The sequence below is a fragment of the Candidatus Planktophila limnetica genome (assembly GCF_002288365.1).
Taxonomy (GTDB): Bacteria; Actinomycetota; Actinomycetes; order Nanopelagicales; family Nanopelagicaceae; genus Planktophila; species Planktophila limnetica.
This window is the reverse complement of the sequence record NZ_CP016782.1, coordinates 1,033,539-1,058,517: the sequence shown is the minus strand read 5'-3', so window position 1 is coordinate 1,058,517 and position 24,979 is coordinate 1,033,539. Positions and strand designations below refer to the sequence as shown.

Here is a 24,979-nt window from a genome sequence, read left to right as displayed (position 1 = left end):
GTCCCCCAATCACCCCTCATGGGTGAGGGCTATCTTGGAATTTTCCCGAATTCGTATCACCCTTAGGCATGCCCAATCGTGACAAGAAGCCATCACCCTCGGTGATTGATGGCGTGATGCTCTCGCGAACATTGGCTCCATCTCTTCCAAATAATTTAATTACTCGAAAACATTTGTTTAATTTGTTATCAGAAAAAAGACCTGGAGCAACACTCGTTATTGCACCTGCAGGTTATGGAAAAACAACGCTTGTCGCAGAGTGGGCAAAGCAATGCACGTCTAAAGTTATTTGGACTCAGATGAGCAGCAAAGATTCCTTAATTCAACTATCGCAACACATGATCCAATCTGTGCGAAATGCTGTTCCAGGCTTTGCGCCCTGGGCAAATTCTCTGAGCGATTTTGATATAGGAGACATTGTTCGAAAAACGGCAAATGAAATATATGAACAAAAAGAAAATTTCATTTGGGTGCTCGACTCTGCAGAAGAATTAGACGCCCAATCTTCTGATATTAGGCGAGTTTTTGTAGAAAGTGTTCCTGAAAATGTTCACATAGTTCTTATTTCCCGTAAAGCACCCGATGCTTCTTATTCAAGATTTGCAAAATTAGGCAACCTGAATCTGGTCACTCCAGATGATTTACTTTTCAGTTCTCAAGAGACTGCAGCTATCGCAAAACTAGCAGGGCTAGATATTACGAATTTGCATGTCAAAGCAACTCTAGATACTGCAAAAGGTTGGCCAGCAGCCCTTCAACTCTTAGTTCGCAAATTACAAAAGGGTGTAACTGAACTATCTATCCAAGATGAAATTGCCAATAAAGCAGATCCACTGAGCTACTTAGCTGAAGAAATTATCAAATCTTTAAACGCTGAAGAATTAGACATATTAACTAGATTAAGTATTGTTGAAGAATTTGATGCTGAAATTGCTGACCTGCTCATAGGGAATCGGGCGGCGCCTGAATTTTTTGCACGCATGTGCACGGGTGGATTATTAATTTCATCAATATCAAATGCTGGCCGCACGTATCACCTCAATTCCATCATTCGCGAATCACTGCAAAATCGTTTCTCTGAATCGCGGAGTGCCCAATCATTAATGCATAAAAAATTAGCCGATTTATTTCTTGAAAGAAAAAAAATTGGAGTCGCACTTTTTCATGCGTCTAAATCTGAAGATCATGAGTTACTTCAGTGGATTCTCAAGAACAACATCCGCACTATGGCAGCAACTGGAAAAGGTGATTTCCTTCTACAATGGAGCAAAATCATCGGAGATAAATTCCCAAGCGGTTACCCTCGCCGGTTAAGTCTTCAAGTCGCAGCTCATGTTGTAAATCTAGAGTTCGAAAGAGCCCAAGCCCTTATTTTAGAGTTATTGGCAATTATCAAAGATTCGGAAATTGAAGTTTTTCTGCAAAAGTCAGCAAGCGTTTCTTCGGCCACGATTAATTTATTCAATGGCAATCTAAGCAAATTAAACATTGAAGCAGAAATCGTCTTAAGTCCGGTAGAAAATGTTCGCGATGTTGAAAATATAGATAAGTTACATGTGCTGCGTCTTCTTTCCAATCAAGCCCTGGCTCTTGAAAATTACGAAGAATGTATACAGATTTATGCCCAAGCACAACATTACTTGTCTCTAGATTATGCGCCTCTTCCAATGTATTACGTCAATGCTATTAGTGCTGCAGCAAGCTTTGCAGAAGGTAATTATTTTGAGGCATTTGAAATTGCTTGCACAGGAATTGAAACTGCTGAGATTAATGATTACACAGGTATTTCTGGGTCAGCCGACCTTCACTTTATTCGTGCAAGATGCCTGCTTGAGTTTTCAAAGATAGATGAGGCGCTAGATGCATTTAATCTAGTTCGCACGATTGCTCTGGCTTCAAAACAAAAAGTTTGGTACATCCTTGCCGATGGTTATTTACTGCGGCAGTATGTTTTGGAAGGAAGAGTTGAAGAGGCTTTTGAAGGAATTAAGGAGCAACGCGAATTAATTCAATCGGTATCAAGCATTAATCAGTTGGGCTCATTAGTTGACGCCAACGAAGCATTCTTGAGATATGTTGTAAAAGATTATGATCGCGTTGTTGCTTTACTAGATCGCATGCCAGAAGGAAACCTCGTTTCTCGATACAAACCAAGGATTATGGAACTTCAAGGCAAAAAGATTCCAGATGCTCTTTCTGAAACACTGCCTACAAAAACTCCGCGTGATTTGTTAGATAAATATCTCAATGACGTTGGCGCAGCAATTGATCGCGAAACCGAAGCTTTGGGGCATCTGCAAAAGTGTTTGGATTTGGCAGCTTTATATGGTGCTCGCGAAATACTTTTACGCCAAAAACCTGCAGTTCTTAATCTGATTATCAAGGCATCTGGGGCGCGCCCAACTGTTTATCTTGAAGAGTTGGCACGTGCCGCGGCCGATCGCCTTAAGAAGCAGGATCAAAATAACTCAGGAATGTCAGAAGCCCTGACCAAGCGAGAGATTGAAATTCTGAAGAATTTATCTACAGGTAAACCGATCAGTGCTATTGGTTCTTCACTGCATGTTTCCCAGAACACCATGAAAACCCACCTTCGCAATATTTATCGCAAGCTTGAAGCCGATGGCCGACATAGCGCTGTTGAGAAAGCGAAATCTCTCTTTCTCATTTAAGTCTGAAATACTTACCATGTGAATTTGATTCAAACCGAACGCCTTGATCTACACCACATCGAGGCTGCTGATTTAATCAATCTCTTTGAGAATCGCAATGACAGGCAAGCACTTTCAGGCAAAGCATTTACAAATCCACTTCGAGTCTTAATTGATTTTCAAGGTCCGCTTGCGTGGAGAGTTCCCCAAGTGAAAAAAAATCCTGAAGTCAATAAGTGGTTTGTGCGCTGGGCTGTTCTGCGAAGCACGCAGGAAGTTATTGGAAGTACGAGTTTTCATGGAGCACCTGATGCCAATGGAATGATGGAAATTGGCTTAGGAGTCGAAGCGGCATATGCACGCCAAGGTTTTGGCAGAGAAATACTGCAAGGCATGTGGGGATGGGTTGTAACAGAGCCTGGAGTGAAAACTTTGCGTTACACAGTTAGCCCAACAAATACTGCATCAATTGCTCTGATTAATTCATTTGGTTTTGATTTCATGGGCGAGCAAATAGATGAAGTAGATGGACCAGAGAGTATTTATGAAATGTCAGCAGATGCGTATCGCAAGAAATTTCTTAATCGTTAGATTGTCCCGATTTGTGTTTGTAGCGTCCTAAATAATCTGCCTTCATGTCTTGAAAATTTCCATCTAGTAACGCTTGACGCATCTGATCAACTAAACGAACGATATAACGCTCATTATGAATTGTGGCCAAAGTGGCTGCGATAATCTCTTTACCGCGGAAGACATGGTGTAAATATGCTCGTGTGTAATGCGTGCAGGTGTAGCAATCACACTCGTCATCTATCGGGTTGAAATCTCGCTTATATACAGCGTTAGAAAGATTAAATCTGCCCTCCATTGTGTAGACCGCACTTGTGCGAGCGATACGTGAGGCAAGTACGCAATCGAAGGTATCTATGCCATTTTCAACGCCAACAAAGAGATCTTCAGGGGCGCCAATACCGAGCAAGTGCTTTGGTTTTTCTTGCGGCAAAACTTCATTAACCCACTTCACAATTGTGCCGAGTGAATCTTTATCCAGTGCTCCGCCGATACCAAATCCATCGTATGAAATATCAGATGATGACATGGCACCAAAATCAGTAGCAGCTTTCTTTCGCAAGTCTTCGTACTGCGCACCTTGAATAACACCAAAGAGTGCTTGGTATGGCTTATCTGCTCGCAAATCAGTCAGGCGTTTGTGCTCATCTAGACAACGCAATCCCCAGTTATATGTGCGCTGCATTGCAACTTCTTGATAGCGACGGGTGTTATGAAGCGTTGTGCATTCATCGAATGCAAACATGATGTCAGCACCGATTTGATGTTGCACTTGCATCGATATCTCTGGAGTAAATCGGTGCATTGATCCATCTAGATGAGATTTAAATGTCACACCTTCATCATCGACGTGGGCTAAGCGCTCTTTGTTTCCTGCAATTACTTCATCGGATCGAAAGGTCTTTGCATCCATCGCCAATACTTTTTTGAAACCGACTCCAAGGGATAGAACCTGAAAACCACCGCTATCGGTAATTGTCGGACCCGGCCAATTCATAAACTTGGCCAAGCCACCTGCTTCATCGAGAATCTCTGGTCCTGGTTGTAGATAGAGGTGATATGCATTTGCTAAGAGTGCTTGCGCACCCAAATCTTGCATTGATTCAGGTAAAACTGATTTAACTGTGGCTTTTGTGCCTACTGGAATAAATGCTGGAGTTTGTATCTGACCATGTGGAGTAGAAATGCTTCCAACACGAGCGAGTGAACCCTCATCGCGCGCCTTTATTTCAAATCCAAAACCCAAATTAGTTCCTTGGCCCATGCGCCACATTGTGGCAGAGATGTAGGCTAAGAAAATGCCTCAATTCAAACTTAGATCTGGCCGAGAACTTGAAGTACTAGATAACGGCGTTGATAGCACCCGTGCCATCGTTTTTCATCATGGAACACCGGCTAGTGCATCACTGTGGAGCCAGTGGTTTACATATGCAGCAGATGCGGGCATTCGCGCTATTTCATATAGCCGTGCGGGATATGGCACGAGCGATCGCGATTATGGCCGCAGCATTGTTAGCGTCAATAAAGATATATCTGAAGTTTTGGAGTCTAAAGGTATTGAAAAATTCGTAGCAATTGGTTGGTCTGGCGGTGGCCCACATGCACTTGCAAACACATTATTAGATAGCAATGTTGGCGCAATTACATTAGCTGGTGTGGGCGCATACGGCGTTGAAGATTTAGATTTTCTAGAGGGTATGGCACAAGAAAACTATGATGAATTCGGTGCATCACTACAAGGTGAAGATGTCATTCAGCAGTGGTTTATTGATAACGCATCAGCATTTAAATCTGCCGGTGGCGCAGAAATCCGCGAAGCATTTGGTGGGCTAATTAGCGAAACTGACAAGAAATCAATGGAAGGTTCTTTTGCAGATGTTATTGCTGCGGCAATTAGATCAGGACTTGCAGTCAGCTTTGATGGTTGGGTAGATGATGATGTTGCTTTTACTAAACCATGGGGATTTGATCTTTCATCAATTAATAAGCCAGTAAAAATCTGGCAAGGCGATCAAGATTTTATGGTGCCTCACGCACACTCACATTGGCTAAAAAAACATATATCAACCGCCGAACTAACATTTATCCCTGGACAAGGCCATGTCACATTGCTTGTTGATTACACAGACAAAGTATTTGCACAAGCAAAGGCGCTGCTTGCCTAAATGATTTTAAACTCAGAAATAGCTCGTGAGTATTACGCAATCCTGAACCCACACTCTAAGAAAATGGTTTTAGGAGTGCTGCTCAGCGCTATCGGAACCGGTATGACTCTCTCACTCTTGTTGGTTTATTTGCATGACATGCGTGGCTTCACAAATACTTTTGGTGGGTTCTTACTCTCTTTCGGTGCTGCGGTATCTCTACTTATCGGGGGACCAGTCGGTGCTTTGATAGATCGCATCGGGCCAAAGAAGGTAATAATCGTTGGAATTGTTGCCGAATCTATTGGCACTGGCGGTTGGGCATTTGTGCAGACTCACCGCGATGCCATTGTGGTTATGAGTATTCAATCTGTTGGCGCAGCATTTATCTGGCCGCCGATAAATGTGATGCTGACGCGATTAACCGAAGTCAAAGATCGGCAGAATATCTTTGGCCTAAATTTCATGCTGCTCAATCTTGGAATTGGCCTAGGGGGAATATTTGCATCCCTAGTAATTACTGAAGGATCCCTGCGTTCATTTCAGATTATGTACATCATTGATTCATTTACATTCCTGCTCTTCTTGGTCGTCATTTTACTTATTCGAACCCCACTTATTGGAAAGTACATACCCGAAGCACACGAACCAAAGGGTGGAAGCTATAAAGATGTCTGGGAAAACAAGAAAATAGTTCTACTAAGCATTTCTGGATTGATTCTCTTGATTTTTGGGTATGCCAGTTTGCAAGCGGGACTCCCAATTTATGCAACGCAGTACTTAGGGTTATCACCTAAGTGGCTCGGTATTTTTTATGCCGCAAATACGATCTCTATTGTTTTATTCCAGCCAGCAGTTTTGCGCAGACTCAGTCGCGAATCAAAATATAAAGCACTCATCGCGGTTGGAATTATTTGGTCAATATCGTGGGGCGTCGTTGGAATATCTCCGCTCTTACCAATAATTGCTGGCGCAATAATGTTATGTATAAGCCAAGTGGTCTTTGCATTTGGTGAAATGATTTGGTCGCCAACGCTTCCAGCACTTGCCAATGAGTTATCACCTGAACATATTCGCGGGCGCACTAACGCACTGACTGGATTGCAATGGGGAGTCTCGGGTGTCATTGGACCAGCAATTAGTGGCCCCATGCTTGGTGCGGGCCTTGAAAGCGCGTGGATATTTACAATGCTTATTGGAGCACTTTTGCCGCTGCCGCTGTTCTTTAAATTAAAGAAGATGGCAACAAAACAGAGTAATTAAGCGAGTTTGCCCGTTGCTTCAACGACGTTGACTGCGTTATTTGTCAGCACAACAGTGAGTTCATCTCCTGGGGCTCCTGGACAAGAAATGCCCCATGCAAATGAAATCGATGCACCGGCTGCAAGTGGAGTTTGTGGTGCACCATCCATTTTGGCATCGCCATCAAAAATGTCTACACAAGCACCAGCCGTAGTTGTTCCTTTAATAATTAATGTTGCAAGATCAAGATCTGCAGCTGATCCATTGCTTACTGTGATGTTAAATCGTTGATTAATTTGTCCTGGCAACTGACCGGCCGCAAATTTTCCTGGTGTGAATTTTGCAGGTGATGTCACGGTGAAAGAGTTTTTATCTGGAGTTACAACTGCTGTATCAAATGCACCTTTTGCTTGTGCCTCTTCTTCAACTGCGTTCACGAGTGCTTCGCCTTCGGCTGCTGTTGTTGTATCTGCTTCAGTTCCTCCACCGCATGCGCTCAAGGCAAGGGCAAGAAGTGTGGCTGTGAGTGCAGCAGTAACTTTGTGGCTAGTGCGTGTGAACATGTAACCCTCCATCGGGGCAAGTAAATCCTTACCCAAGGTGTAACTCTTATGCCTGAAAGTATAGAGTAAGCGCCATGACAACCACCGTTGAAACAACCCGTGAAAGCGATGGTTCAATCCAAGGCCGCAGTCCGCGCCAAATTGCATGGATGCGCTTTAAGCGCAATAAAGTGGGAATGAGCGCTGCCGCCGTAAGCATCGCTTTGCTCTCACTCTCATTATTTGCCCCCATTGTCTGCAAAATATTAGGCATTGATCCCAATACATTAAATCTTGAAGTTCTCGATAGAAGCGGTATTCCTGATCTGCCCAATGGTGGCATCAGCCTTGATCACCCACTCGGACTTATTCCTGGCACAGGGCGCGACCTGCTTGCGCAATTACTCTATGGCTCACGCATTTCATTTATGGTTGCAATTCTCACAACTTTTACAAGTTTAACAATTGGTTTGTTTGTGGGAATCATCGGGGGATACTTCAGGGGTCGTGTAGATAGCACTCTTGGTCGCTTTACAGATTTTATTCTTGCCTTCCCAGCATTTTTTATGATTGTTGCGTTGAGTGAGCCAATGGTAAAGCGCATCGAAGGCGCCGGAATCGCTCAAGGAAACTCTGCACGTGTTCTATTTCTAGTCTTCTTTTTATCCTTCTTTGGATGGCCAGGATTTTCTAGATTAATTCGTTCACAAATACTTAGTTTGCGTGAAAGAGATTTTGTCACCGCCGCCGAAGCAATGGGAGCAAAACGATCACGAGTTATTCTTAAAGAGTTATTACCAAATGTGTGGGCACCTGTCATTGTTGTTGTTTCACTCTCGTTGCCAGGATATTTAGCCGCTGAAGCAGTATTTTCATTCCTTGGTTTAGGTGTTCAACCACCTGCATCAACATGGGGAATCTTGCTTTCAAATGCATCCCGTTACGTCACCGTGATGCCGAGCTTTTTCTTAATTACTGCGGGATCACTAGTCCTTGTGGTCCTAGCCTTTAACTTGGTGGGCGATGCGCTGCGAGATGCGCTCGATCCACGCGCAGACCGCTAACGTCACCCCTTCCTGAGTTCACCTCTTATTCACATTTCGGACACTTTCTGCTTGACTGTGCGCTCAGGGCAGCCCGCGCCCACCAACTGAAAGGACCATGAATGAGCAGCATCTCCGCTCTTCGCCGCGTCGTAGTTGTAACTGCCGCTAGCTCACTAGTTATCTCTGCAGCACTTGTTGCAGGATCACAAGTAGCAAACGCCGCAGAAACTCCACGCACTGGAGGAACACTTGTTCTTCTTGAGCACGAACCACGTCTTGATCACTTAGATCCAAGCCGTATTTACACAGGACGCGACTTAGCGTTTATGAACTCTTTCCACACACGCACACTCGTTGCATACGCTCCAGTTCCTGGTGAAGCAGGTGCGAACATCGTTCCTGACTTAGCAACAAATACTGGTATTCCAAGCAACAGCGCAAAGACATGGAAGTTCACGCTGCGTCCAGGTACTAAGTTTGAAGACGGAACAGCAATTACATGTGAGCACGTTCAGTACGGAACATCACGCGTATTCGCAACTGATGTCATCACTGATGGTCCTGCCTACTTGCTCTCATGGCTTGATATTCCAAAAGATGCAGATGGAAATTCAATCTTCACAGGTCCTTACAAGAACACACCAGCAGGACTAGCAGCATTTAAGAAGGCTGTTTCTTGTTCAAAGGACAACCGCACAATTACGTTTAATTTGAATAAGTCAGTAGCTGACTTTAACTACTTGGGAACTTACGGAACAATTTCTCCAGTACAGGCAAAGCTTGATACAGGTGATGCGTATGACCTACTGCCACAGGCAACAGGTCCATACAAGATCTCTCGTAATAACAAGACAGAGCTTGTATTAATCCGTAACAAGTATTGGTCAAAGGCATCAGATCCTGTTCGTACTCCTTATCCAGACAAGGTTGTTATCAAGTTTGGTTTAGATGAAGAAGTACAAGATCAGATCTTCCTTGAAGATTCACAGCCAAATGCAATTAACTTCAATGGCCCACTTCCAACAAACAGGGATAAGTTCTTCACAGATAACACATACAAGAACCGTCGTATGAATAACTCTGATCCTTATGCAAACTACGTTGCATTTAACTTAGCCAAGATGCCATGTCTAGAAGTTCGTGCAGCTATGTATTACGCACGTAATGCAAAGGCACTTCTTGACTATTCAGGTGGACCTACTTATGCAGGTTCATATGCAACTGGCGTAATTAGCCCATTGGTTGCAACTGACTACGAGCCAACTAAGGTCGTTGGCCCAGGAAGTGCGGACTTCATGCCAGAAGGAAACATTCCTAAGGCAAAGGCACTTCTTGAAACAGCAAAGACTAAGTGTCCTGCTGATTACAAGAAGGCAACTGAAGATGGCATTGTGATTGACGCTCGTCAATCTTCAACACTGAATGACACAATTCCAATTAACGAGGCTGCTTATGCTCGTGTTGGAATCAAGGTGAAGTTCAACATCATCAGCGCTGGTTATTACTCAACTGTCATGAACCCTGCAAAGCAGAGTGACATGTCAGGTTCTGGTTGGGGAGCAGACTGGGCTAACGCCTCAACAGTTATCCCTGAACTCTTCGCTTCATTCGGTGGATTTAACTTGTCACAAAACTCAAATGATCCTGCATACAAGGCATTTGAAGACAAGGTAAACATCGCAATGAAGACAACAGATCGTAAGAAGCAGGCAGTAATGTGGAAAGCACTAGATAAAGAAGCTATGAAGAACTTCTGGGTATTGCCAACAGTGTTTGGTAAGGCACAAGAAGTCTGGGGTTCAGGCCTCGGTGGCGTCTTCTTCTGGGTTCCACAAGGTAACCCTGCATACGGCAAGATTTGGGTAAAGAAGTAATCCATATCTAGTCGAACGTATTGAAGTACAGTGCCCCTGAGGTTTGCAAAAGCCTCAGGGGCATTTACTTGAAATTCATTCATTAATTTTTTTAGGGGATTAGAAAATGTATAGATTTATTGGTCGGCGTTTTTTCTTTGCCGTCCTGACAATCTTGGCAGTTTCGGCTGTGGTTTTTGCGATCTTCTCCGTTTTACCATTTGATCCCGCAGCTCTTACATGCGGACAGCGTTGCACACCTCAAATCATTGAGGGCAACAGAATAAAACTAGGTTTTGATAAACCAATTTATGAGCAGTATTGGCTCTTTCTATCGGGAATTTTTGTTGGTCGCACATATGGAAGCGGCCAAGCCGCCTTTAGTTGCCCGGCTCCGGCTTTTGGCTATTCATTTAATGAAAACGCATGCGTTACAGACATGATCAAAGAGTCTCTACCAGTTACATTAAATTTAGCTGTCGGCGCTTTAGTTTTATGGTTACTTATTGGAATCTCACTTGGCGTTCTTGCGGCAAAGTTTAAGAGTAGATGGCCTGACACAACTAGCTCAGTATTTGTGCTCTTGGGAACATCTCTTCCCACCTTCGTAACTGGTTTGGCTCTACTTATTTGGGTCTCCATTAAGTGGAAGATTGTTCCAATGTCACTCGATGGTTATGTCTCTGTTTTAGATAGCCCGGGGCGATGGTTTATGTATTTCATCTTGCCGTGGATAACTCTGGCAATTGCATATGCCGCCCTCTACACACGATTTACCCGGGCTGCAGTGCTAGATACTCTGGGTGAGGATTACATTCGCACCGCGCGAGCAAAAGGCGTTAAAGAGCGCACAGTTCTTTTCAAGCACACATTGCGCGCAGTACTTGCACCCATCATCACCTTGGCTGGCTTGGACTTTGCCGGACTTATCGGTGGAGCAATCATTACCGAAACTATTTTTAATTTGCCAGGGCTAGCTCGACTGACTCTGCGTTCAGTCTATGAATTTGATTTACCTGTTGTACTTGCCACCACAATTTTGGCAGCAGTGGTTGTAATCGTCATGAACTTAATCGTGGACATGCTCTATGCAGTCCTTGATCCGCGGGTGAGAATGTAATGTCTGAATTATTAAGAATTAAAGACCTCCACGTTGCTTTCCCAACAGATGATGGTTTAGTTCGCGCAGTCGATGGGGTATCACTGAGCGTTTCTCAAGGAGAAACAGTTGCCATCGTGGGCGAATCTGGCTCAGGAAAAACAGTGACAAGTCTTTCAGTAATGGGATTACACAAAAAAGGTTCTGCCCAGATGAGTGGGTCCATCAGCGTTGCCCATGAAGGTGGCTTCTTAGATGTTATTTCAGCCAGTGAAGAAGAGATTCGCAGCATGCGCGGTCGAAGCGTTGCAATGATTTTTCAAGATCCAATGTCGGCTCTTCATCCGTATTACAAAATCGGAGCGCAGCTGGCAGAAGCCTATTTAGTTCATAACCCTGGCAAGAAAAAGGAAGCGATATCTCGCGCTATTGAAATGCTTGACCTAGTTGGAATTTCAGAACCCGCGCAACGTGCAAAAGAGTTTCCGCATCAATTCTCTGGCGGTATGCGCCAGCGCGTGATGATTGCAATGGCGCTAATGAATTCGCCAAAGATGCTTATTGCTGATGAACCAACGACGGCGTTGGATGTAACGGTGCAAGCACAGATTTTGACTCTTCTTGCTTCACTTCAAAAAGAGTTCAACATGGGAATTTTGCTCATTACTCACGACTTAGGTGTTGTTGCTCAAGTCTCTGAAAAAGTAAATGTGATGTATGCAGGAAGAATTGTGGAACAAGGCGCAGTCGATGACATTTTCTATAACCCAATGCATCCATATAATCTCGGTCTTTTAAAATCAGTTCCACGCATTTCAGTAACTGGATCTGAGCGCCTCAAAGCGATTCCAGGACAGCCTCCATCTCTTATTAGTTTGCCGGCAGGGTGCGCCTTTGCACCACGGTGTGAATACATCAAATTTGCAGATAGCCATGCATGTGCAACTGTGATGCCAGATTTGGTCGGCGCATCTGCCTCCCACACCTCACGATGTCATATCGATGAGTCAAAGCGTCAAGCATCCTTTGCCGATGCAATGAAGGAGGTGCGCTAATGAGTAATGAGACCATTTTGAGCATCACTAACCTGACTAAACACTTTCCTGTTAAGAGATCTAAGGATCGCAAGAAATCTGTGGTCAAAGCAGTAGATGGAATCTCATTTGATTTGCGCGCCGGTGAAACTCTGGGATTAGTTGGCGAATCTGGTTGTGGCAAGACAACTGCTGGCCGCACAATTTTAAAGTTAACAGAGCCAACTTCAGGCAGCATCGTCTTTGAAGGCCAAGACATCACAAAATTTAAGCACCATAAAATGACATCTCTTCGCGCACAGATGCAGATCATTTTCCAAGACCCGTATTCAGCCCTTAACCCCCGCCAAACTATTGGCAAGATAATTTCTGCACCCTTTGAGATTCAAAAAGTTGATCCCTCAGGCGGTGTGAAAAACGCTGTGCAAACTCTTATGGAGCGCGTGGGCCTAAACCCTGAGCACTACAACCGTTATCCGCACGAGTTCTCTGGCGGACAGCGCCAGCGCATCGGTATTGCCCGCGCTATCGCGCTCAAGCCACGTTTTATTGTCGCCGATGAACCAGTAAGTGCACTCGATGTTTCTATTCAGGCACAGGTCATTAATTTACTCGATGACTTGCAGCGAGAAGATGGCATCAGCATTGTTTTCATTGCCCACGATCTATCTGTCGTGCAACATATTTCTGATCGCGTGGCAGTTATGTATCTGGGCAAGGTAATGGAAATTGGACCCACTGCAGATCTTTATCAGCTGCCACATCACCCATATACAAAGGCGTTGCTCTCTGCAGTTCCTCAACCAGATCCACGTTCTGAGAAATCTCGCGAGCGCATTATTTTATCTGGTGATTTGCCCAGCCCAATTAATCCACCAACTGGTTGTGTTTTCAATACTCGCTGCTGGAAAGCGCAAGACAAGTGCCGCACTGAAGTTCCACAATTACTACAACTCGGTGCAACCCAGGTCGCTTGTCACTTTCCCGAATAGTCTGGCCTGAATAACTACCAAATACGAACGCGCTCTGACTCTCTCATCCAGAGTGTGTGCTTTTCATTGACATCAAAGGCTGTATAAAACTCATCAATATTTCTAACGATGGCATTGCATCGAAACTCATAGGGTGAGTGCGGATCTGTGGCTATTCGGCGACGAAGTTCTTCAGGGCGCACCTTGCCGCGCCATGCTTGTGCCCAGGCAAGGAAGAAGCGTTGCTCACCTGTTAAACCATCGATAACGGGTGCTGGTGCACCCTTTAAAGCCAGCAAATACGCCTTATAAGCGATGCTTAAACCACCGAGGTCTCCAATGTTTTCTCCCACTGTCAAAGCGCCATTAACGGTGATGTCAGGGGTTTCTTCAGGGGAGAGTGCATCAAATTGTGCGATTAATGCATTAGCGCGCACTTCAAATTCATCGCGATCTGATTGGGTCCACCAATCAACCATGTTTCCATCGCCATCATATTTAGAGCCTTGGTCATCAAAGCCGTGGCCGATTTCGTGGCCAATAACGGCGCCGATTCCACCGTAATTAACGGCTGGGTCGGCATCGATATCAAAAAAAGGCGGCTGCAAAATAGCTGCTGGAAAGACAATCTCATTCATACCTGGGTTGTAATAGGCGTTCACCGTTTGTGGGGTCATGTACCACTCGCTGCGATCCACGGGTGCACCGATTTTTGCTAATTCGTAATCACGGGCAAATGCTGAGATGCGACCGAGATTGCCAAAGAGATCATCTGCTGAAATCTGCAGTGATGAGTAGTCGCGCCACTTATCTGGATAGCCAATCTTGGGAGTGAACTTAGTCAGTTTTTCAAAGGCCTTGGCCTTTGTCTCAGCGCTCATCCATGACAACTCACTTATGCTGATGCGATAGGCCTCAATCAGATTTGCAACGAGTTCGTTCATGGCAGCTTTTGCAGCAGGTGGAAAATGGCGATCAACATAGATGCGACCAACTGCTTCACCGAGTGAGCCTTCGACCAATGAAACTGCACGTTTCCAGCGCTCGCGAATTTGTGGAGTACCAGACAAAGTCGTGCCATAGAAAGCAAAGTTTTGTTGCACAAGTGCATCGTTTAGATAGGCCGCAGAGCCAGAAATCAACTGCCACTTAAGCCAAAGTACCCATGCGTTGCGGTCAAATTTTTCAAGCAGCGCTGAAACACCGGAGAAGAAATCAGGTTCGCGAACAATGACTGATTCAAATGCTTTGGTTGGAACTTCACCTGATTTAATCCAGAGTGGGAAATCTATTGCCGGCGCTAATTTTTCTAATTCGCTGCGGCTGTGTTTGTTATAGGTAAGAGTTGCATCGCGATCGCGAACTTGATCCCAATGACATGCTGCAATGGATGTTTCAAGTGCCAGGATGCAAGCCACGTCGGCGGTGCTTGCTGAGATGCCGGCTAGAGCAAACATCTTTGCCACGTGTTCTAAGAAGGCTTCGCGAATCGGTGCGTATTGCTCTTCGCGGTAATAGGACTCATCAGGTAAAGACAAACCACCCTGTCCTAAATAAATAATGTTCGTCTCTGAATCCATGGCATCTGTGTATATGGCTGCGCCGAATATTCCACCGACGCCCTTCATCTCAAGACGAGACATCGTGGAGATGAAATCTGATTTATTTGTTATCGCATCGATGGATGCAAGGTCTGCAGCCAGGGGAGATGTGCCGAGTTTTTCAATCGCGTCGGTGTCCATAAATGAGAGATAGAGATCGCCAATTTTTTGGGCTTCTGCTCCACCATCTTTATTGCGATGTGCTCCTTCGATGATTTCGCGCACCTGTGCTTCTGCTTCATCGTGAAGGGCGTATGCAACGCCATCGGATGCTCGATCTGCCGGGATTTGATGGGATTTGAGCCAACCACCGTTGAGATAGCGATAGAGGTCATCGCCTGGGGCGAATGTGAGATCGATATGTGAAAGATCAATGCCGCTTTTTAAAACCATTGGCTGTATTCCCCCGCTTATTTGAAGTAGTTGAAGGTTCAACTTCTCGCATACCATTGCCTCTATGGCAGACGCTACAACACCTAAATGGCTCAATCCATCTGAGATGAAGGCTTGGCGCCAATACATTGTTGCCAGCCGGCGATTACTGGAAGCACTTGATTCAGACCTTGAGCCACACGATGTGTCGATGGCTGATTATGAAATCTTGGCCCAACTCAGTGACGCCCCAGATCGCAGAATGCGCATGAGTGAATTAGCAGATGTTGCGATGTTATCTCGCTCCAGACTTTCTCATCGAATGAAGGTGATGGAAAAAGCTGGGTGGGTAAAGCGTGAATCCTGCCCAATTGATAAACGTGGATATTTTGCAGTAATGACACCTAAGGGATTGAAAGCAATTGTGGCCGCAGCCCCAGATCATGTGGTCAGTGTGCGCACTCGATTTGTAGATCACCTAACAAAGGCTGATCAAGTTGCACTTGCTGAGATATTTGCAAGGGTAAGTAAATCCCTTAGGGAATCTGATAAAGAAATAGATTAGTTATTAAAAGCAAAAAAGCCCGCCACTTTCGTGGCGGGCTTTTTTAATAAGCGAAATGCTTACTTTGCTGCCTTCTTGCGACGGCGGCGCTTTGGAGCTGCACCAGCAGCTGCCTTCTTACGACGACGCTTTGGAGCTGCTTTCTTAGCAGCTGCCTTCTTACGACGACGCTTTGGAGCTGCTTTCTTAGCAGCTGCCTTCTTACGACGACGCTTTGGAGCTGCTTTCTTAGCAGCTGCCTTCTTACGACGACGCTTTGGAGCTGCCTTCTTTGCAGCAGCCTTCTTACGACGACGCTTTGGTGCTGCTGATGTAGCAGCCTTCTTACGACGACGCTTTGGTGCTGCTGATTTAGCAGCGGCCTTCTTGCGACGACGCTTTGGAGCAGATTTCTTAGCTGCAGCCACGTATATCTCCATTCGGAATGGTTCGGATCCGTCACCCAAACCTGTTCGTGGATAAGTGTGACGGGAATTGCGCCGTAATGCTAGTTAATAAGAGAAAAAAGATAGTGCGTGTCGCAAATTTATTTTTTAATAATTTTGTGCATTTCGGTAAAAAAATGCATGTAGAAATTAAAAAAATCGGCCAATTTTTCGCCGAAATTACTTTTCATCGCGCTTTTTTTGCTCCATTTGGCGAATTTTTCGCATTTCAACTGCGAATTCGTTCGTTTCGGCGTCATATTTTCTCAATTTCGGCAAAAAACTCGCCAGTAAGGCAACCATAAATACACAGATGAGACCTCCAGCAGTTACCGAAAAGGTAAGACTGGTAGCTGCAGCCATTGAAGCGGCGCGAAGTTGTCCGGCCAATGGTCCAATGGAGTACGAAATCAATTCGATGCCGGCTAATCGGCCCCGAAGATTATCCGGGATGGTTTGGTTCCAGATCGTTCCGCGAAATAGCGCACTGATCATGTCGGCGCCCCCTGCGATTGCCAAAAACAAGAGCACCAGAATCAGGGAGTTAGAAATTCCTGCCATTGCGATGGCTGCGCCCCAACCAATTGCTGCCCAAATGATGGCGCGACCATGGAATCGATACGTCTTAATCCATCCACTAGTTAATGTGACGACAACTGAACCCACAGTTACTGCTGCATATAAAAATCCAAGTGCCCAAGGCGCACCAAGTTGGTCAGCCCAGAACGGATAGAGCGCAGTTGGCATGGCAAAAAACATTGCTGCCAAATCTATGAGGTATGTGCCAGTTAAATCCTGACGACTACGTGCATATTTGATTCCATCTAATAAACCACGCAGAGATGGCTTTTGCGCCTCTGGGTGGCTAGGCACAGATCCGACTTTTGCCAGAAAAATCAATGAGATAAGAAAAGTGAAAACATCAAAACCATATCCAGCAGATATAGAGACAGTTGAAATAACAATGCCACCAATTGTTGGCCCAATGATCACGCCCAACTGCCAACGAAGACTCATGAGTGCACTGGCCGCTGGTAAATCTGCATGACCTACGATGCGTGGCAAAATCGCATCAGCACTTGGTCGCTGTAATCCATCAACGGATGCAAACAATCCAGCCATCAAATAAATAACCCAGACCTTGGGCTCTGAGCTCATCGCATTAAGTAAGAGAATCCCCGATATAACAAGGGCTGCAGCCTCTGTTGCCCAGATCATTTTCTTGCGGTCCACATAGTCCGCTAAAACTCCGCCATAGAGGCCAAAGACAATCAGCGGAATGATTTCAATGGCGCCAACGATGCCGACTGCAACGTATGAGTTGGTCAGTTCCTTAATCTGAAAGGGAATTGCGACATATGTGACCATCGAACCCAGGTAAGAGATCAGCCCTGATGCCCATAAGTTTCGAAAGTCGGGGTATTTCTTTAAAGGCGTTATATCAATCGCGAATTTACTCACGAGGCGATATTACTTAAAGGATTGTTCGGCGCCAGGAAAACGTGATCCCGCCACATCCACCGCCCACTCCTTTGTAGCATCGAGCATTTCGGTGCGCAGATTGCGATAAGCCTTAGCCAACTTAGGTGGGTTCTTTGTTATGCCCATCAAATCTGTCCAGACCAAAACTTGTGAATCGCAATCAACGCCGGCTCCGATTCCAACAGTTGGAATAGCCAAAGCCTTAGTAATTCGAGCCGCTAATTCGGCTGGGACTAATTCAAGGACGATTGCAAAGACTCCAGCCTTTTCAAGGGCGAGGGCTGCTTCAAAAATCGAATCACCATCGGTTCTGCCCTGGACTTTATATCCACTTAATTGGTGAAGAGATTGTGGGGTAAAACCAAGGTGGCCCATCACCGGAATTCCGGTGGCAACTAATTTTTCAACAGTTGAAATTCGCGCCCCTTCAATCTTGACCGCCATCGCACCAGATTCTTTAAAGAATCGAGTCGATGTGGCAAGTGCTTGTTCGGGGGATTGTTCATAGGACCCAAATGGCAAATCAGCAACAACCATTGCTCGCTCTGATCCGCGAACAACTGCTCGAACTAAGGGAATCATTTCATCGACTGTCACAGGGATTGTGTTTTCTAAACCTAAGAAATTATTGCCAGCGCTATCACCCACTAATAAAACAGGGATACCGGCTTCATCGAAGATGGATGCGGTCATCTCTTCATAGGATGTGAGCATCGGCCATTTTTCACCGCGCGCTTTAGCATCGGCTAAATCGGCAATGGTTACGCGACGATGCGTAGCTCCGCCATATAGGGATGACATGTAAAGACCTCCAGCCTCAAGGCTTCAAGTGAAGTCCCTGGGTACATCCCCAAGGGTACTAGAAGTAGGCTTAACGTATGAAGTTGCGCGTAGCACTGGCACAGATCAACCCAACAGTTGGTGATCTAGAAGGCAATGCTGCGCTCATAAGCGAATACACAGATCAGGCAAAAAAAGCTGCCGCCGATGTCATTGTTTTTCCAGAGATGGTTTTAACTGGCTATCCCGTTGAAGACCTTGCAATGCGCGCATCATTTAGAAGTGCAAGCAAAAAAGCGCTGGCTCAACTAGTTACTTCTCTAAATCCATCGATCGTCTCAGTGGTGGGCTATCTCGATGAATCAACAACAGGGGCGCCACAAAATAACGTGGCCATCATCTACGGCTCAAAAATCGCAGCTACTTATACAAAGCGTCACTTGCCAAACTATGGCGTCTTTGATGAGTTCCGAAACTTTGTGCCAGGGGATTCAACGCTAGTTATTCGAGTCAAAGGCGTAGATATAGGTATCGCAATCTGTGAAGATATCTGGCACTCATTGGCAGATCTTGCTGCCAGAAAACCTGGTCTAGTCCTTGTTCCAAATGGTTCTCCGTATGAACGCAATAAAGATGATGTGCGATTAGCCCTTGTTCAAAAGCGTGCCAAGGAAATAGGTGCGCCTTTGGCATATGTGAATATGACCGGCGGCCAAGATGATTTGGTATTCGATGGCGACACCATTGTCGTTGATGCAAGAGGCGTAGTTATTTCTAGAGCCGCACAATTTCAAGACCAACTATTGGTAGTCGATATTGATTCTGCCACGCAGACATCCACACCCGATGTTGTGATTTCAGAAAGTGGCGTTGAGGCATCTGATTCTCTGCCACCAGCAGTTGCTGCGCGGATGAGTGATAACGAAGAAATCTGGAACGCACTTGTCATGGGTCTTCGCGACTATGTCGCCAAAAACAAATTTAGATCCGTAGTCGTTGGCCTATCTGGTGGAATTGATTCAGCCCTGGTTGCAGCAATTGCAGTTGATGCATTGGGCGCCAAGTGCGTCAATGGTGTTGCAATGCCGAGTAAGTATTCTTCCGATCACTCAGTTGAAGATGCGACAGCATTTGCAGCCAATACCGGCATTCACTTTAGAAACGTTGAGATAGAGCCAATGGTGCAATCCTTTATGCAATCCATCACCCTAAAAGCAGTGGCTGCTGAAAACATTCAGGCCCGCGTGCGCGGAACGACGCTGATGGGGATTTCAAATCAAGAAGGCCACCTTGTACTTGCTACAGGAAATAAATCAGAGCTCGCAGTCGGATACTCCACTTTGTATGGCGACGCCGTCGGCGGCTTTGCACCTATTAAAGATATTTATAAAACTGATGTCTGGGCACTGGCCACATGGCGTAATGCTCAAGCCACTGCTCGCGGCGAAGTTGCACCAATTCCGCAGCGCTCGATTGAAAAAGAACCGAGCGCCGAATTACGCCCTGATCAAAAAGACTCTGATTCATTGCCTGAGTATGAGTTATTAGATCAACTACTCACTCGTTACGTCGATGGTGATCAAGGATCGGCTGCGCTAATTGCCGCCGGTTTTGATAGCGCACTTGTAATGCGCGTTATTGCAATGGTGGATAAGGCTGAATACAAACGTCGCCAATATCCACCTGGCACCAAGGTTTCAGTCCGTGCCTTCGGTAAAGATCGCCGCTTGCCCATGACTTCACGCTGGAGCGAAGCTTAATTTTCGTAACACAGCCGTAACGCGGCTTTGGCAGTATCTGGCCATGGCCCCAGAACAAGAAATGTCCAAGCAGCAAGAGTTTGTTAGTCGCACTCTTGAAGAACGCAATATCCGATTTGTGCGTTTGTGGTTTACCGATGTTTTGGGCTTTCTAAAATCTGTTGCAATCGCACCTGCTGAATTAGAAAATGCATTTGCAGAAGGCATTGGCTTTGATGGTTCTGCTATCGAAGGATTTGCTCGTGTTACTGAATCAGATATGTTGGCAAAGCCAGATCCTGCAACATTTTCAATCTTGCCATGGCGTACAGAAGCCCCGGGCGCTGCGCGCATGTTCTGTGACATCACGATGCCAGATGGTTCTCCATCTCCTGCAGACCCACGAAATGTTCTACGTCGCACACTCAATAAAGCAGCACAGATGGGTTACACCTGTTACACCCATCCAGAAATTGAATTCTTCTTATTCAAAGCACGTCCTGAAAAAGGCGAAGTACCAGTGCCAGTTGATCAAGGCGGATATTTCGATCACACCCCATCTGTTGTTGGCCATGACTTTAGACGCCAAGCAATTACCTTGCTGGAAGCAATGGGAATATCTGTTGAATTTAGCCACCACGAAGGTGGACCAGGACAACAAGAAATTGATTTGCGCGATGCTGATGCGTTAAGCACTGCAGATAACATCATGACATTTCGTCACGTGATTAAAGAAGTTGCCCTAGATCAAGGCTTCTACGCATCCTTTATGCCAAAGCCATTTACAGATCATCCGGGCAGTGGAATGCACACGCACGTCTCATTATTTAAAGGCGAAGAGAACGCTTTTTATGATCCAAAGGCTGAGTTTAATTTATCCAAAATTGGTCGCTCATTTATTGCAGGCATCTTGACTCACGCCGCTGAAATTACTGCTGTGACAAATCAATGGGTTAATTCATACAAACGGCTACATGGTGGCGGAGAAGCACCAGCACTAGTTAACTGGGGACCAAGTGATCGCGGCGCACTCGTGCGTTTGCCGATGTATAAACCAGGAAAAGAAAACTCCACACGCATTGAATTTAGATCACCAGATTCTGCGTGTAATCCATACCTTGCATACGCCGTCATGATTGCTGCTGGCTTAAAGGGAATAGAAAATAAGTACGAACTTTCTGCATCTAATGATTTGCAGACCCTGCCAACAAACTTGGATGAAGCAATTTCTGCCATGGAAAAGAGCGAGCTGGTTCGCGAAACGCTAGGCGCGCATGTATTTGAATATGTGCTTCGAAATAAGCGTGCTGAGTGGCAGGAGTATCGCCGCCAGGTAAGTGCCTTTGAGTTAGATAGGTATATCCCAGTTCTTTAGCAGTTGGTGGGATAAATTTGCCCCCATGAGCAAAGAGATCACATCAGCAGGTTTACGTCGCACAAACATCATCGCCGGAATTTTCCACCTACTGCAGATGATTGCAGTCCTTGCACTCAGCAGTGATTTTTCATTACCAATCACAGCAAAATATATGTCTGGTCCTCCAGGATCAACCTATGCCGAACCTGTTGTTCTCTTTGACACTCCTATTGGCTTAACTGTCGGTATCTTCTTAGGCCTTTCAGCACTTGCTCACTTCATTGTTGCTAGCCCAAAGTTCTTTCCACGATATTCAGCCGGTCTTGCACAAAAGCGCAATTACTTCCGTTGGGTTGAGTACTCCATCAGCTCATCAGTGATGATTGTTTTGATTGCACAAGTAACTGGTGTCTCAGAAATTTCAGCGATCATCTCAATCTTTGGCGTTAACGCGTCAATGATTTTATTCGGATGGCTTCAAGAGAAATACGAGCAACCAGGCAACGGCGGATGGCTTCCATTCATCTTTGGTTGCATTACGGGAATCGTTCCTTGGATTGCACTGCTCTTTCACGTATTTGCAATCGGTGGCCCAAGTGATGCGAAGGCGCCTGCATTTGTCTATGTCATTGTTCTTACAATTTTCTTGTTCTTTAACTCATTCGCACTCGTGCAATTTTTGCAGTATAAAAAAGTTGGTAAGTGGTCTGATTACATGCGTGGAGAGCGCACCTACATCACGCTCTCACTCATTGCTAAATCAGCACTTGCATGGCAAATCTTTGCCAACACCCTTATTCCTACGTAGGCATTAAAAAGGGCCCTGAGTTTCCTCAAGGCCCTTGCTCATTTTGCATAACTTTTTGGTTCTTGCCAAAAACCAGAATGCAATTGTGAGACTACTAAGCTGATGACGGGATGCGAACCCGCACCTTCTGATTGGCAAAAACGGATGTGCTATCCGTTACACCACATCAACATCGTGAGGGAATGGTCTCTAAGTGCCAGGGCCGAAAAAATTAAAAGAAAAATACTGTGGATAAATAAAACAGGACATCCCACACGCGAAGTGAGGCATGCCCTGTTTAGTGCCAATCAGAAGATTGCAGAAGTATTGCACATTTGAAAGTTACTCAGAGTTACAAAAGAGATGCTTGATGCTCTTTATCGTGATCTAAAAGCACTTGGAGCATTGATTCAATTGTGATCGAACCAAAGGTGCGGTGTTGCGCAGCAGCAGCGCGCTCTTGAAGGCTGAGGTTTTTTAAGTAAGAAACCATATTTTCTCTGCTTGCTAGCAATTTAGTACGCGCCTCTGCAAAGCTCTGTGTTGAGTATTTTTCTGCAGTCACAACTGCATCTGGTTCCCACCATTGCAATCGCGGGATTGGTGCTCCAGATATCTGTGCTTGCCGCATCAAATCAAAACGAGCCATCCATACTTGCTTATCAACATCGACTAGGTGTCCCAAAATAATTGCAGGGGTCCAATCAGAACCATTGAATTGATCACCACGTCCTGATTTTTCTGCGACGTCACAAATTTCTTTGGCAGAATCTATAAGGGCAATTAGTTGCGTTTCGAAGTTGGCCATACGCGTGAGTTTAGAACTTTACTTGCTTGAAATCACGCGGTGGGGTTACCATTTACACATGACACATCGCAGCCTCCTCCTTCGCTGCCGTGGCGGGGCCAAGTAAGTCGGTCCCCTCGCCGCGGGGTTTGTCGCGCCGGCTAAACCTGACAAATCCCGTAACTAATAAGGAGTTTTAAAATGAATTTCCCAGAACAAAAACCATCATCGATGCGTGCGCATCGTTACTCATCATTTATACCTGTTGATCTACACGATCGCACATGGCCAGAAAAGAAGATGACGAAGGCGCCCAAGTGGTGTTCAGTTGATTTACGAGATGGCAATCAAGCACTAATTGATCCGATGGATACACCGCGTAAATTAGCGATGTTCAAACTCCTAGTTGCAATGGGTTACAAGGAAATTGAAGTTGGTTTTCCAAGTGCTAGCCAGACAGATTTTGACTTCGTTCGAAAGATTATCCAAGAGGGCTTAATCCCTGATGACGTCATCATTCAGGTTCTTACTCAAGCTCGCCAACCGCTGATCGAGCGAACATTTGAATCTATAAAGGGTGCCAAGCAAGTGATCGTTCACCTATATAACTCCACTTCCACATTGCAACGTCGAGTTGTTTTTGGCCTTGATAAAGAGGGCATTAAAAAGATTGCAACAGATGGCGCACAAATGTGTCTAGATCTTGTCAAGACTTTGCCAGAGACCAAGGTCTCATTTGAGTATTCACCTGAGTCATACACAGGCACCGAATTAGAGTTTGCTGTAGAAGTCTGTAACGCGGTTAATGACATCTGGAAGCCAACTGCGCAGTGGAAGACAATCATGAATTTGCCTGCAACAGTTGAGATGGCGACTCCAAATATTTATGCCGATTCAATTGAGTGGATGTGTCGAAACCTTAACAATCGTGAGAACGTTATTGTTTCGCTGCACCCACATAATGATCGTGGCACTGGCGTTGCGGCCGCAGAACTTGGTTACTTAGCAGGTGCTGATCGCATTGAAGGAACTCTCTTTGGCAATGGCGAACGCACCGGAAATGTTTGTCTTGTGACTCTTGGACTTAACTTAGTAAGTCACGGAATTGATCCGATGATTGATTTCACCGATATTGATGAGGTTCGTCGCACAGTTGAATATGCCAATCAACTACGTGTGCCAGAGCGCCATCCATACGGCGGCGACCTTGTATTTACTGCGTTTTCTGGTTCACACCAAGATGCAATTAAAAAAGGTTTCGAGCATCTAGAGCGTGATGCAAAGGCTGCCAGAAAGCACGTTGATGAATTCACATGGGCTGTTCCGTATTTACCGATTGATCCAAAAGATATTGGTCGCTCATATGAAGCTGTGATTCGCGTGAATTCGCAATCAGGCAAGGGCGGCGTTGCATACATGATGAAAAACGAACACCATCTAGATCTTCCACGTCGTTTGCAGATTGAATTTAGCCGAGTTGTTCAGGCAATGACAGATGAACAAGGCGGAGAAGTCACAGCCGATGAGTTATGGAATGTGTTTGAAGATGAGTACTTGCCAACACAAGATGCACCGTGGGGACGCTTTAGATTAAAGGGTCTTTCACAGACATCTGTTCTAGATGAAGATGTGAATCTAGAAGTAACACTTCTTGATCGCGGCGATGCTAAAAAACTAGCTGGCACAGGCAATGGTCCTATTGCAGCATTTTGTAACATCTTGCAGGCATATGGCGTCGATGTGAAAGTTTTAGATTATTTCGAGCATGCACTTTCAGCCGGCGGTGATGCATCTGCTGCTGCATACCTTGAGTGCTCGATTAATGGCGAAACCTTCTGGGGCGTTGGAATTGATCCAAACACCACGACTGCCTCCCTTAAGGCCGTCGTGTCTGCAATAAATCGCGCAATTAGATAGTTGCCACCAGTACCT

Annotated in this window: 21 protein-coding genes and 1 tRNA gene; 14 read left to right on the top strand and 8 right to left on the bottom strand. The window is 45.5% G+C overall.

Annotation, left to right across the window (positions count from 1 at the left end; genetic code table 11):
• Nucleotides 1–68 precede the first annotated feature (68 nt).
• Together PHILAsVB114_RS05525 and PHILAsVB114_RS05520 are read left to right on the top strand one after the other, a co-directional pair.
• Nucleotides 69–2,672, top strand: coding sequence for a LuxR C-terminal-related transcriptional regulator (locus tag PHILAsVB114_RS05525; protein WP_095698376.1), 2,604 nt, complete (start codon nucleotides 69–71; stop codon nucleotides 2,670–2,672).
• Between the two features lie 18 nt (nucleotides 2,673–2,690).
• Nucleotides 2,691–3,242, top strand: a complete 552-nt coding sequence (locus tag PHILAsVB114_RS05520) for a GNAT family N-acetyltransferase (RefSeq protein ID WP_095698375.1) — start codon at nucleotides 2,691–2,693, stop codon at nucleotides 3,240–3,242.
• Here the strand turns inward: PHILAsVB114_RS05520 and tgt are convergent.
• On the bottom strand, nucleotides 3,232–4,485 hold the full coding sequence (tgt, locus tag PHILAsVB114_RS05515) for a tRNA guanosine(34) transglycosylase Tgt (protein ID WP_095698687.1): 1,254 nt from the start codon (nucleotides 4,483–4,485) through the stop codon (nucleotides 3,232–3,234). The genes PHILAsVB114_RS05520 and tgt overlap by 11 nt on opposite strands.
• A gap of 34 nt (nucleotides 4,486–4,519) precedes the next feature.
• Here tgt and PHILAsVB114_RS05510 point away from each other — a divergent pair, with 34 nt between their 5' ends.
• Both PHILAsVB114_RS05510 and PHILAsVB114_RS05505 read left to right on the top strand, forming a co-directional pair.
• Nucleotides 4,520–5,386, top strand: coding sequence for an alpha/beta fold hydrolase (locus tag PHILAsVB114_RS05510; RefSeq protein WP_095698374.1), 867 nt, complete (start codon nucleotides 4,520–4,522; stop codon nucleotides 5,384–5,386).
• Complete coding sequence (locus tag PHILAsVB114_RS05505) at nucleotides 5,387–6,628, top strand: MFS transporter (protein WP_095698373.1); 1,242 nt, start codon at nucleotides 5,387–5,389, stop codon at nucleotides 6,626–6,628. It begins immediately after the preceding gene.
• On the opposite strand, the gene PHILAsVB114_RS05500 is transcribed toward PHILAsVB114_RS05505, so the two are convergent.
• Nucleotides 6,625–7,170: a hypothetical protein gene (locus tag PHILAsVB114_RS05500; protein ID WP_095698372.1), complete on the bottom strand. Its 546-nt coding sequence runs from the start codon at nucleotides 7,168–7,170 to the stop codon at nucleotides 6,625–6,627. The genes PHILAsVB114_RS05505 and PHILAsVB114_RS05500 overlap by 4 nt on opposite strands.
• Before the next feature lie 74 nt (nucleotides 7,171–7,244).
• On the opposite strand from PHILAsVB114_RS05500, the gene PHILAsVB114_RS05495 reads away from it, so the two are divergent.
• The 5 genes from PHILAsVB114_RS05495 to PHILAsVB114_RS05475 all read left to right on the top strand — a co-directional run bounded on the left by PHILAsVB114_RS05495 (nucleotide 7,245) and on the right by PHILAsVB114_RS05475 (nucleotide 13,173).
• Nucleotides 7,245–8,213, top strand: coding sequence for an ABC transporter permease (locus tag PHILAsVB114_RS05495; protein ID WP_095698371.1), 969 nt, complete (start codon nucleotides 7,245–7,247; stop codon nucleotides 8,211–8,213).
• A gap of 101 nt (nucleotides 8,214–8,314) precedes the next feature.
• Nucleotides 8,315–10,069: an ABC transporter substrate-binding protein gene (locus tag PHILAsVB114_RS05490; protein ID WP_095698370.1), complete on the top strand. Its 1,755-nt coding sequence runs from the start codon at nucleotides 8,315–8,317 to the stop codon at nucleotides 10,067–10,069.
• A gap of 106 nt (nucleotides 10,070–10,175) precedes the next feature.
• Entirely contained in the window at nucleotides 10,176–11,168 is a 993-nt protein-coding gene (locus PHILAsVB114_RS05485; RefSeq protein ID WP_095698369.1) for an ABC transporter permease, read from the top strand.
• A complete protein-coding gene (locus tag PHILAsVB114_RS05480) occupies nucleotides 11,168–12,202 on the top strand; it encodes an ABC transporter ATP-binding protein (RefSeq protein ID WP_095698368.1) in 1,035 nt (344 codons plus the stop codon). The genes PHILAsVB114_RS05485 and PHILAsVB114_RS05480 overlap by 1 nt, the downstream gene beginning before the upstream one ends.
• Nucleotides 12,202–13,173, top strand: a complete 972-nt coding sequence (locus PHILAsVB114_RS05475) for an ABC transporter ATP-binding protein (RefSeq protein ID WP_095698367.1) — start codon at nucleotides 12,202–12,204, stop codon at nucleotides 13,171–13,173. Before PHILAsVB114_RS05480 ends, PHILAsVB114_RS05475 begins: the two co-directional genes overlap by 1 nt.
• Nucleotides 13,174–13,187: 14 nt before the next feature.
• Here the strand turns inward: PHILAsVB114_RS05475 and PHILAsVB114_RS05470 are convergent, their stop codons facing one another.
• A complete protein-coding gene (locus PHILAsVB114_RS05470; RefSeq protein WP_095698366.1) occupies nucleotides 13,188–15,146 on the bottom strand; it encodes a M13 family metallopeptidase in 1,959 nt (652 codons plus the stop codon).
• A 64-nt stretch (nucleotides 15,147–15,210) separates the two neighbouring features.
• Here PHILAsVB114_RS05470 and PHILAsVB114_RS05465 point away from each other — a divergent pair, with 64 nt between their 5' ends.
• Nucleotides 15,211–15,690 (top strand): MarR family winged helix-turn-helix transcriptional regulator, encoded by a 480-nt coding sequence (locus tag PHILAsVB114_RS05465; protein ID WP_095698365.1) that lies wholly within the window; start codon nucleotides 15,211–15,213, stop codon nucleotides 15,688–15,690.
• Between the two features lie 59 nt (nucleotides 15,691–15,749).
• On the opposite strand, the gene PHILAsVB114_RS05460 is transcribed toward PHILAsVB114_RS05465, so the two are convergent.
• The 3 genes from PHILAsVB114_RS05460 to panB all read right to left on the bottom strand — a co-directional run bounded on the left by PHILAsVB114_RS05460 (nucleotide 15,750) and on the right by panB (nucleotide 18,398).
• Nucleotides 15,750–16,097, bottom strand: coding sequence for a hypothetical protein (locus PHILAsVB114_RS05460; RefSeq protein ID WP_095698364.1), 348 nt, complete (start codon nucleotides 16,095–16,097; stop codon nucleotides 15,750–15,752).
• 198 nt (nucleotides 16,098–16,295) lie between these two features.
• Nucleotides 16,296–17,576 carry an MFS transporter gene (locus PHILAsVB114_RS05455; RefSeq protein WP_095698363.1) on the bottom strand — a complete coding sequence of 427 codons (1,281 nt, stop codon included), beginning with the start codon at nucleotides 17,574–17,576 and terminating at the stop codon, nucleotides 16,296–16,298.
• Nucleotides 17,577–17,585: 9 nt separating this feature from the next.
• Nucleotides 17,586–18,398 carry a 3-methyl-2-oxobutanoate hydroxymethyltransferase gene (gene panB, locus PHILAsVB114_RS05450; RefSeq protein WP_095698362.1) on the bottom strand — a complete coding sequence of 271 codons (813 nt, stop codon included), beginning with the start codon at nucleotides 18,396–18,398 and terminating at the stop codon, nucleotides 17,586–17,588.
• Between the two features lie 77 nt (nucleotides 18,399–18,475).
• Between panB and PHILAsVB114_RS05445 the strand changes: the two genes are divergently transcribed.
• The 3 genes from PHILAsVB114_RS05445 (at nucleotide 18,476) to heR (ending at nucleotide 22,281) form a co-directional block, all read left to right on the top strand.
• Nucleotides 18,476–20,137 (top strand): NAD+ synthase, encoded by a 1,662-nt coding sequence (locus PHILAsVB114_RS05445; RefSeq protein ID WP_095698361.1) that lies wholly within the window; start codon nucleotides 18,476–18,478, stop codon nucleotides 20,135–20,137.
• Between the two features lie 61 nt (nucleotides 20,138–20,198).
• Nucleotides 20,199–21,491: a glutamine synthetase family protein gene (locus tag PHILAsVB114_RS05440; protein WP_095698686.1), complete on the top strand. Its 1,293-nt coding sequence runs from the start codon at nucleotides 20,199–20,201 to the stop codon at nucleotides 21,489–21,491.
• A 25-nt stretch (nucleotides 21,492–21,516) separates the two neighbouring features.
• Complete coding sequence (gene heR / locus PHILAsVB114_RS05435; protein ID WP_095698360.1) at nucleotides 21,517–22,281, top strand: heliorhodopsin HeR; 765 nt, start codon at nucleotides 21,517–21,519, stop codon at nucleotides 22,279–22,281.
• 97 nt (nucleotides 22,282–22,378) lie between these two features.
• Here heR and PHILAsVB114_RS05430 read toward each other — a convergent pair.
• Together PHILAsVB114_RS05430 and PHILAsVB114_RS05425 are read right to left on the bottom strand one after the other, a co-directional pair.
• A tRNA-Ala gene (locus PHILAsVB114_RS05430) sits at nucleotides 22,379–22,452 on the bottom strand.
• A gap of 160 nt (nucleotides 22,453–22,612) precedes the next feature.
• Entirely contained in the window at nucleotides 22,613–23,068 is a 456-nt protein-coding gene (locus PHILAsVB114_RS05425) for a DinB family protein (RefSeq protein WP_095698359.1), read from the bottom strand.
• A gap of 180 nt (nucleotides 23,069–23,248) precedes the next feature.
• Here PHILAsVB114_RS05425 and leuA point away from each other — a divergent pair, with 180 nt between their 5' ends.
• Nucleotides 23,249–24,964, top strand: coding sequence for a 2-isopropylmalate synthase (gene leuA / locus PHILAsVB114_RS05420; RefSeq protein ID WP_095698358.1), 1,716 nt, complete (start codon nucleotides 23,249–23,251; stop codon nucleotides 24,962–24,964).
• Nucleotides 24,965–24,979 lie beyond the last annotated feature (15 nt).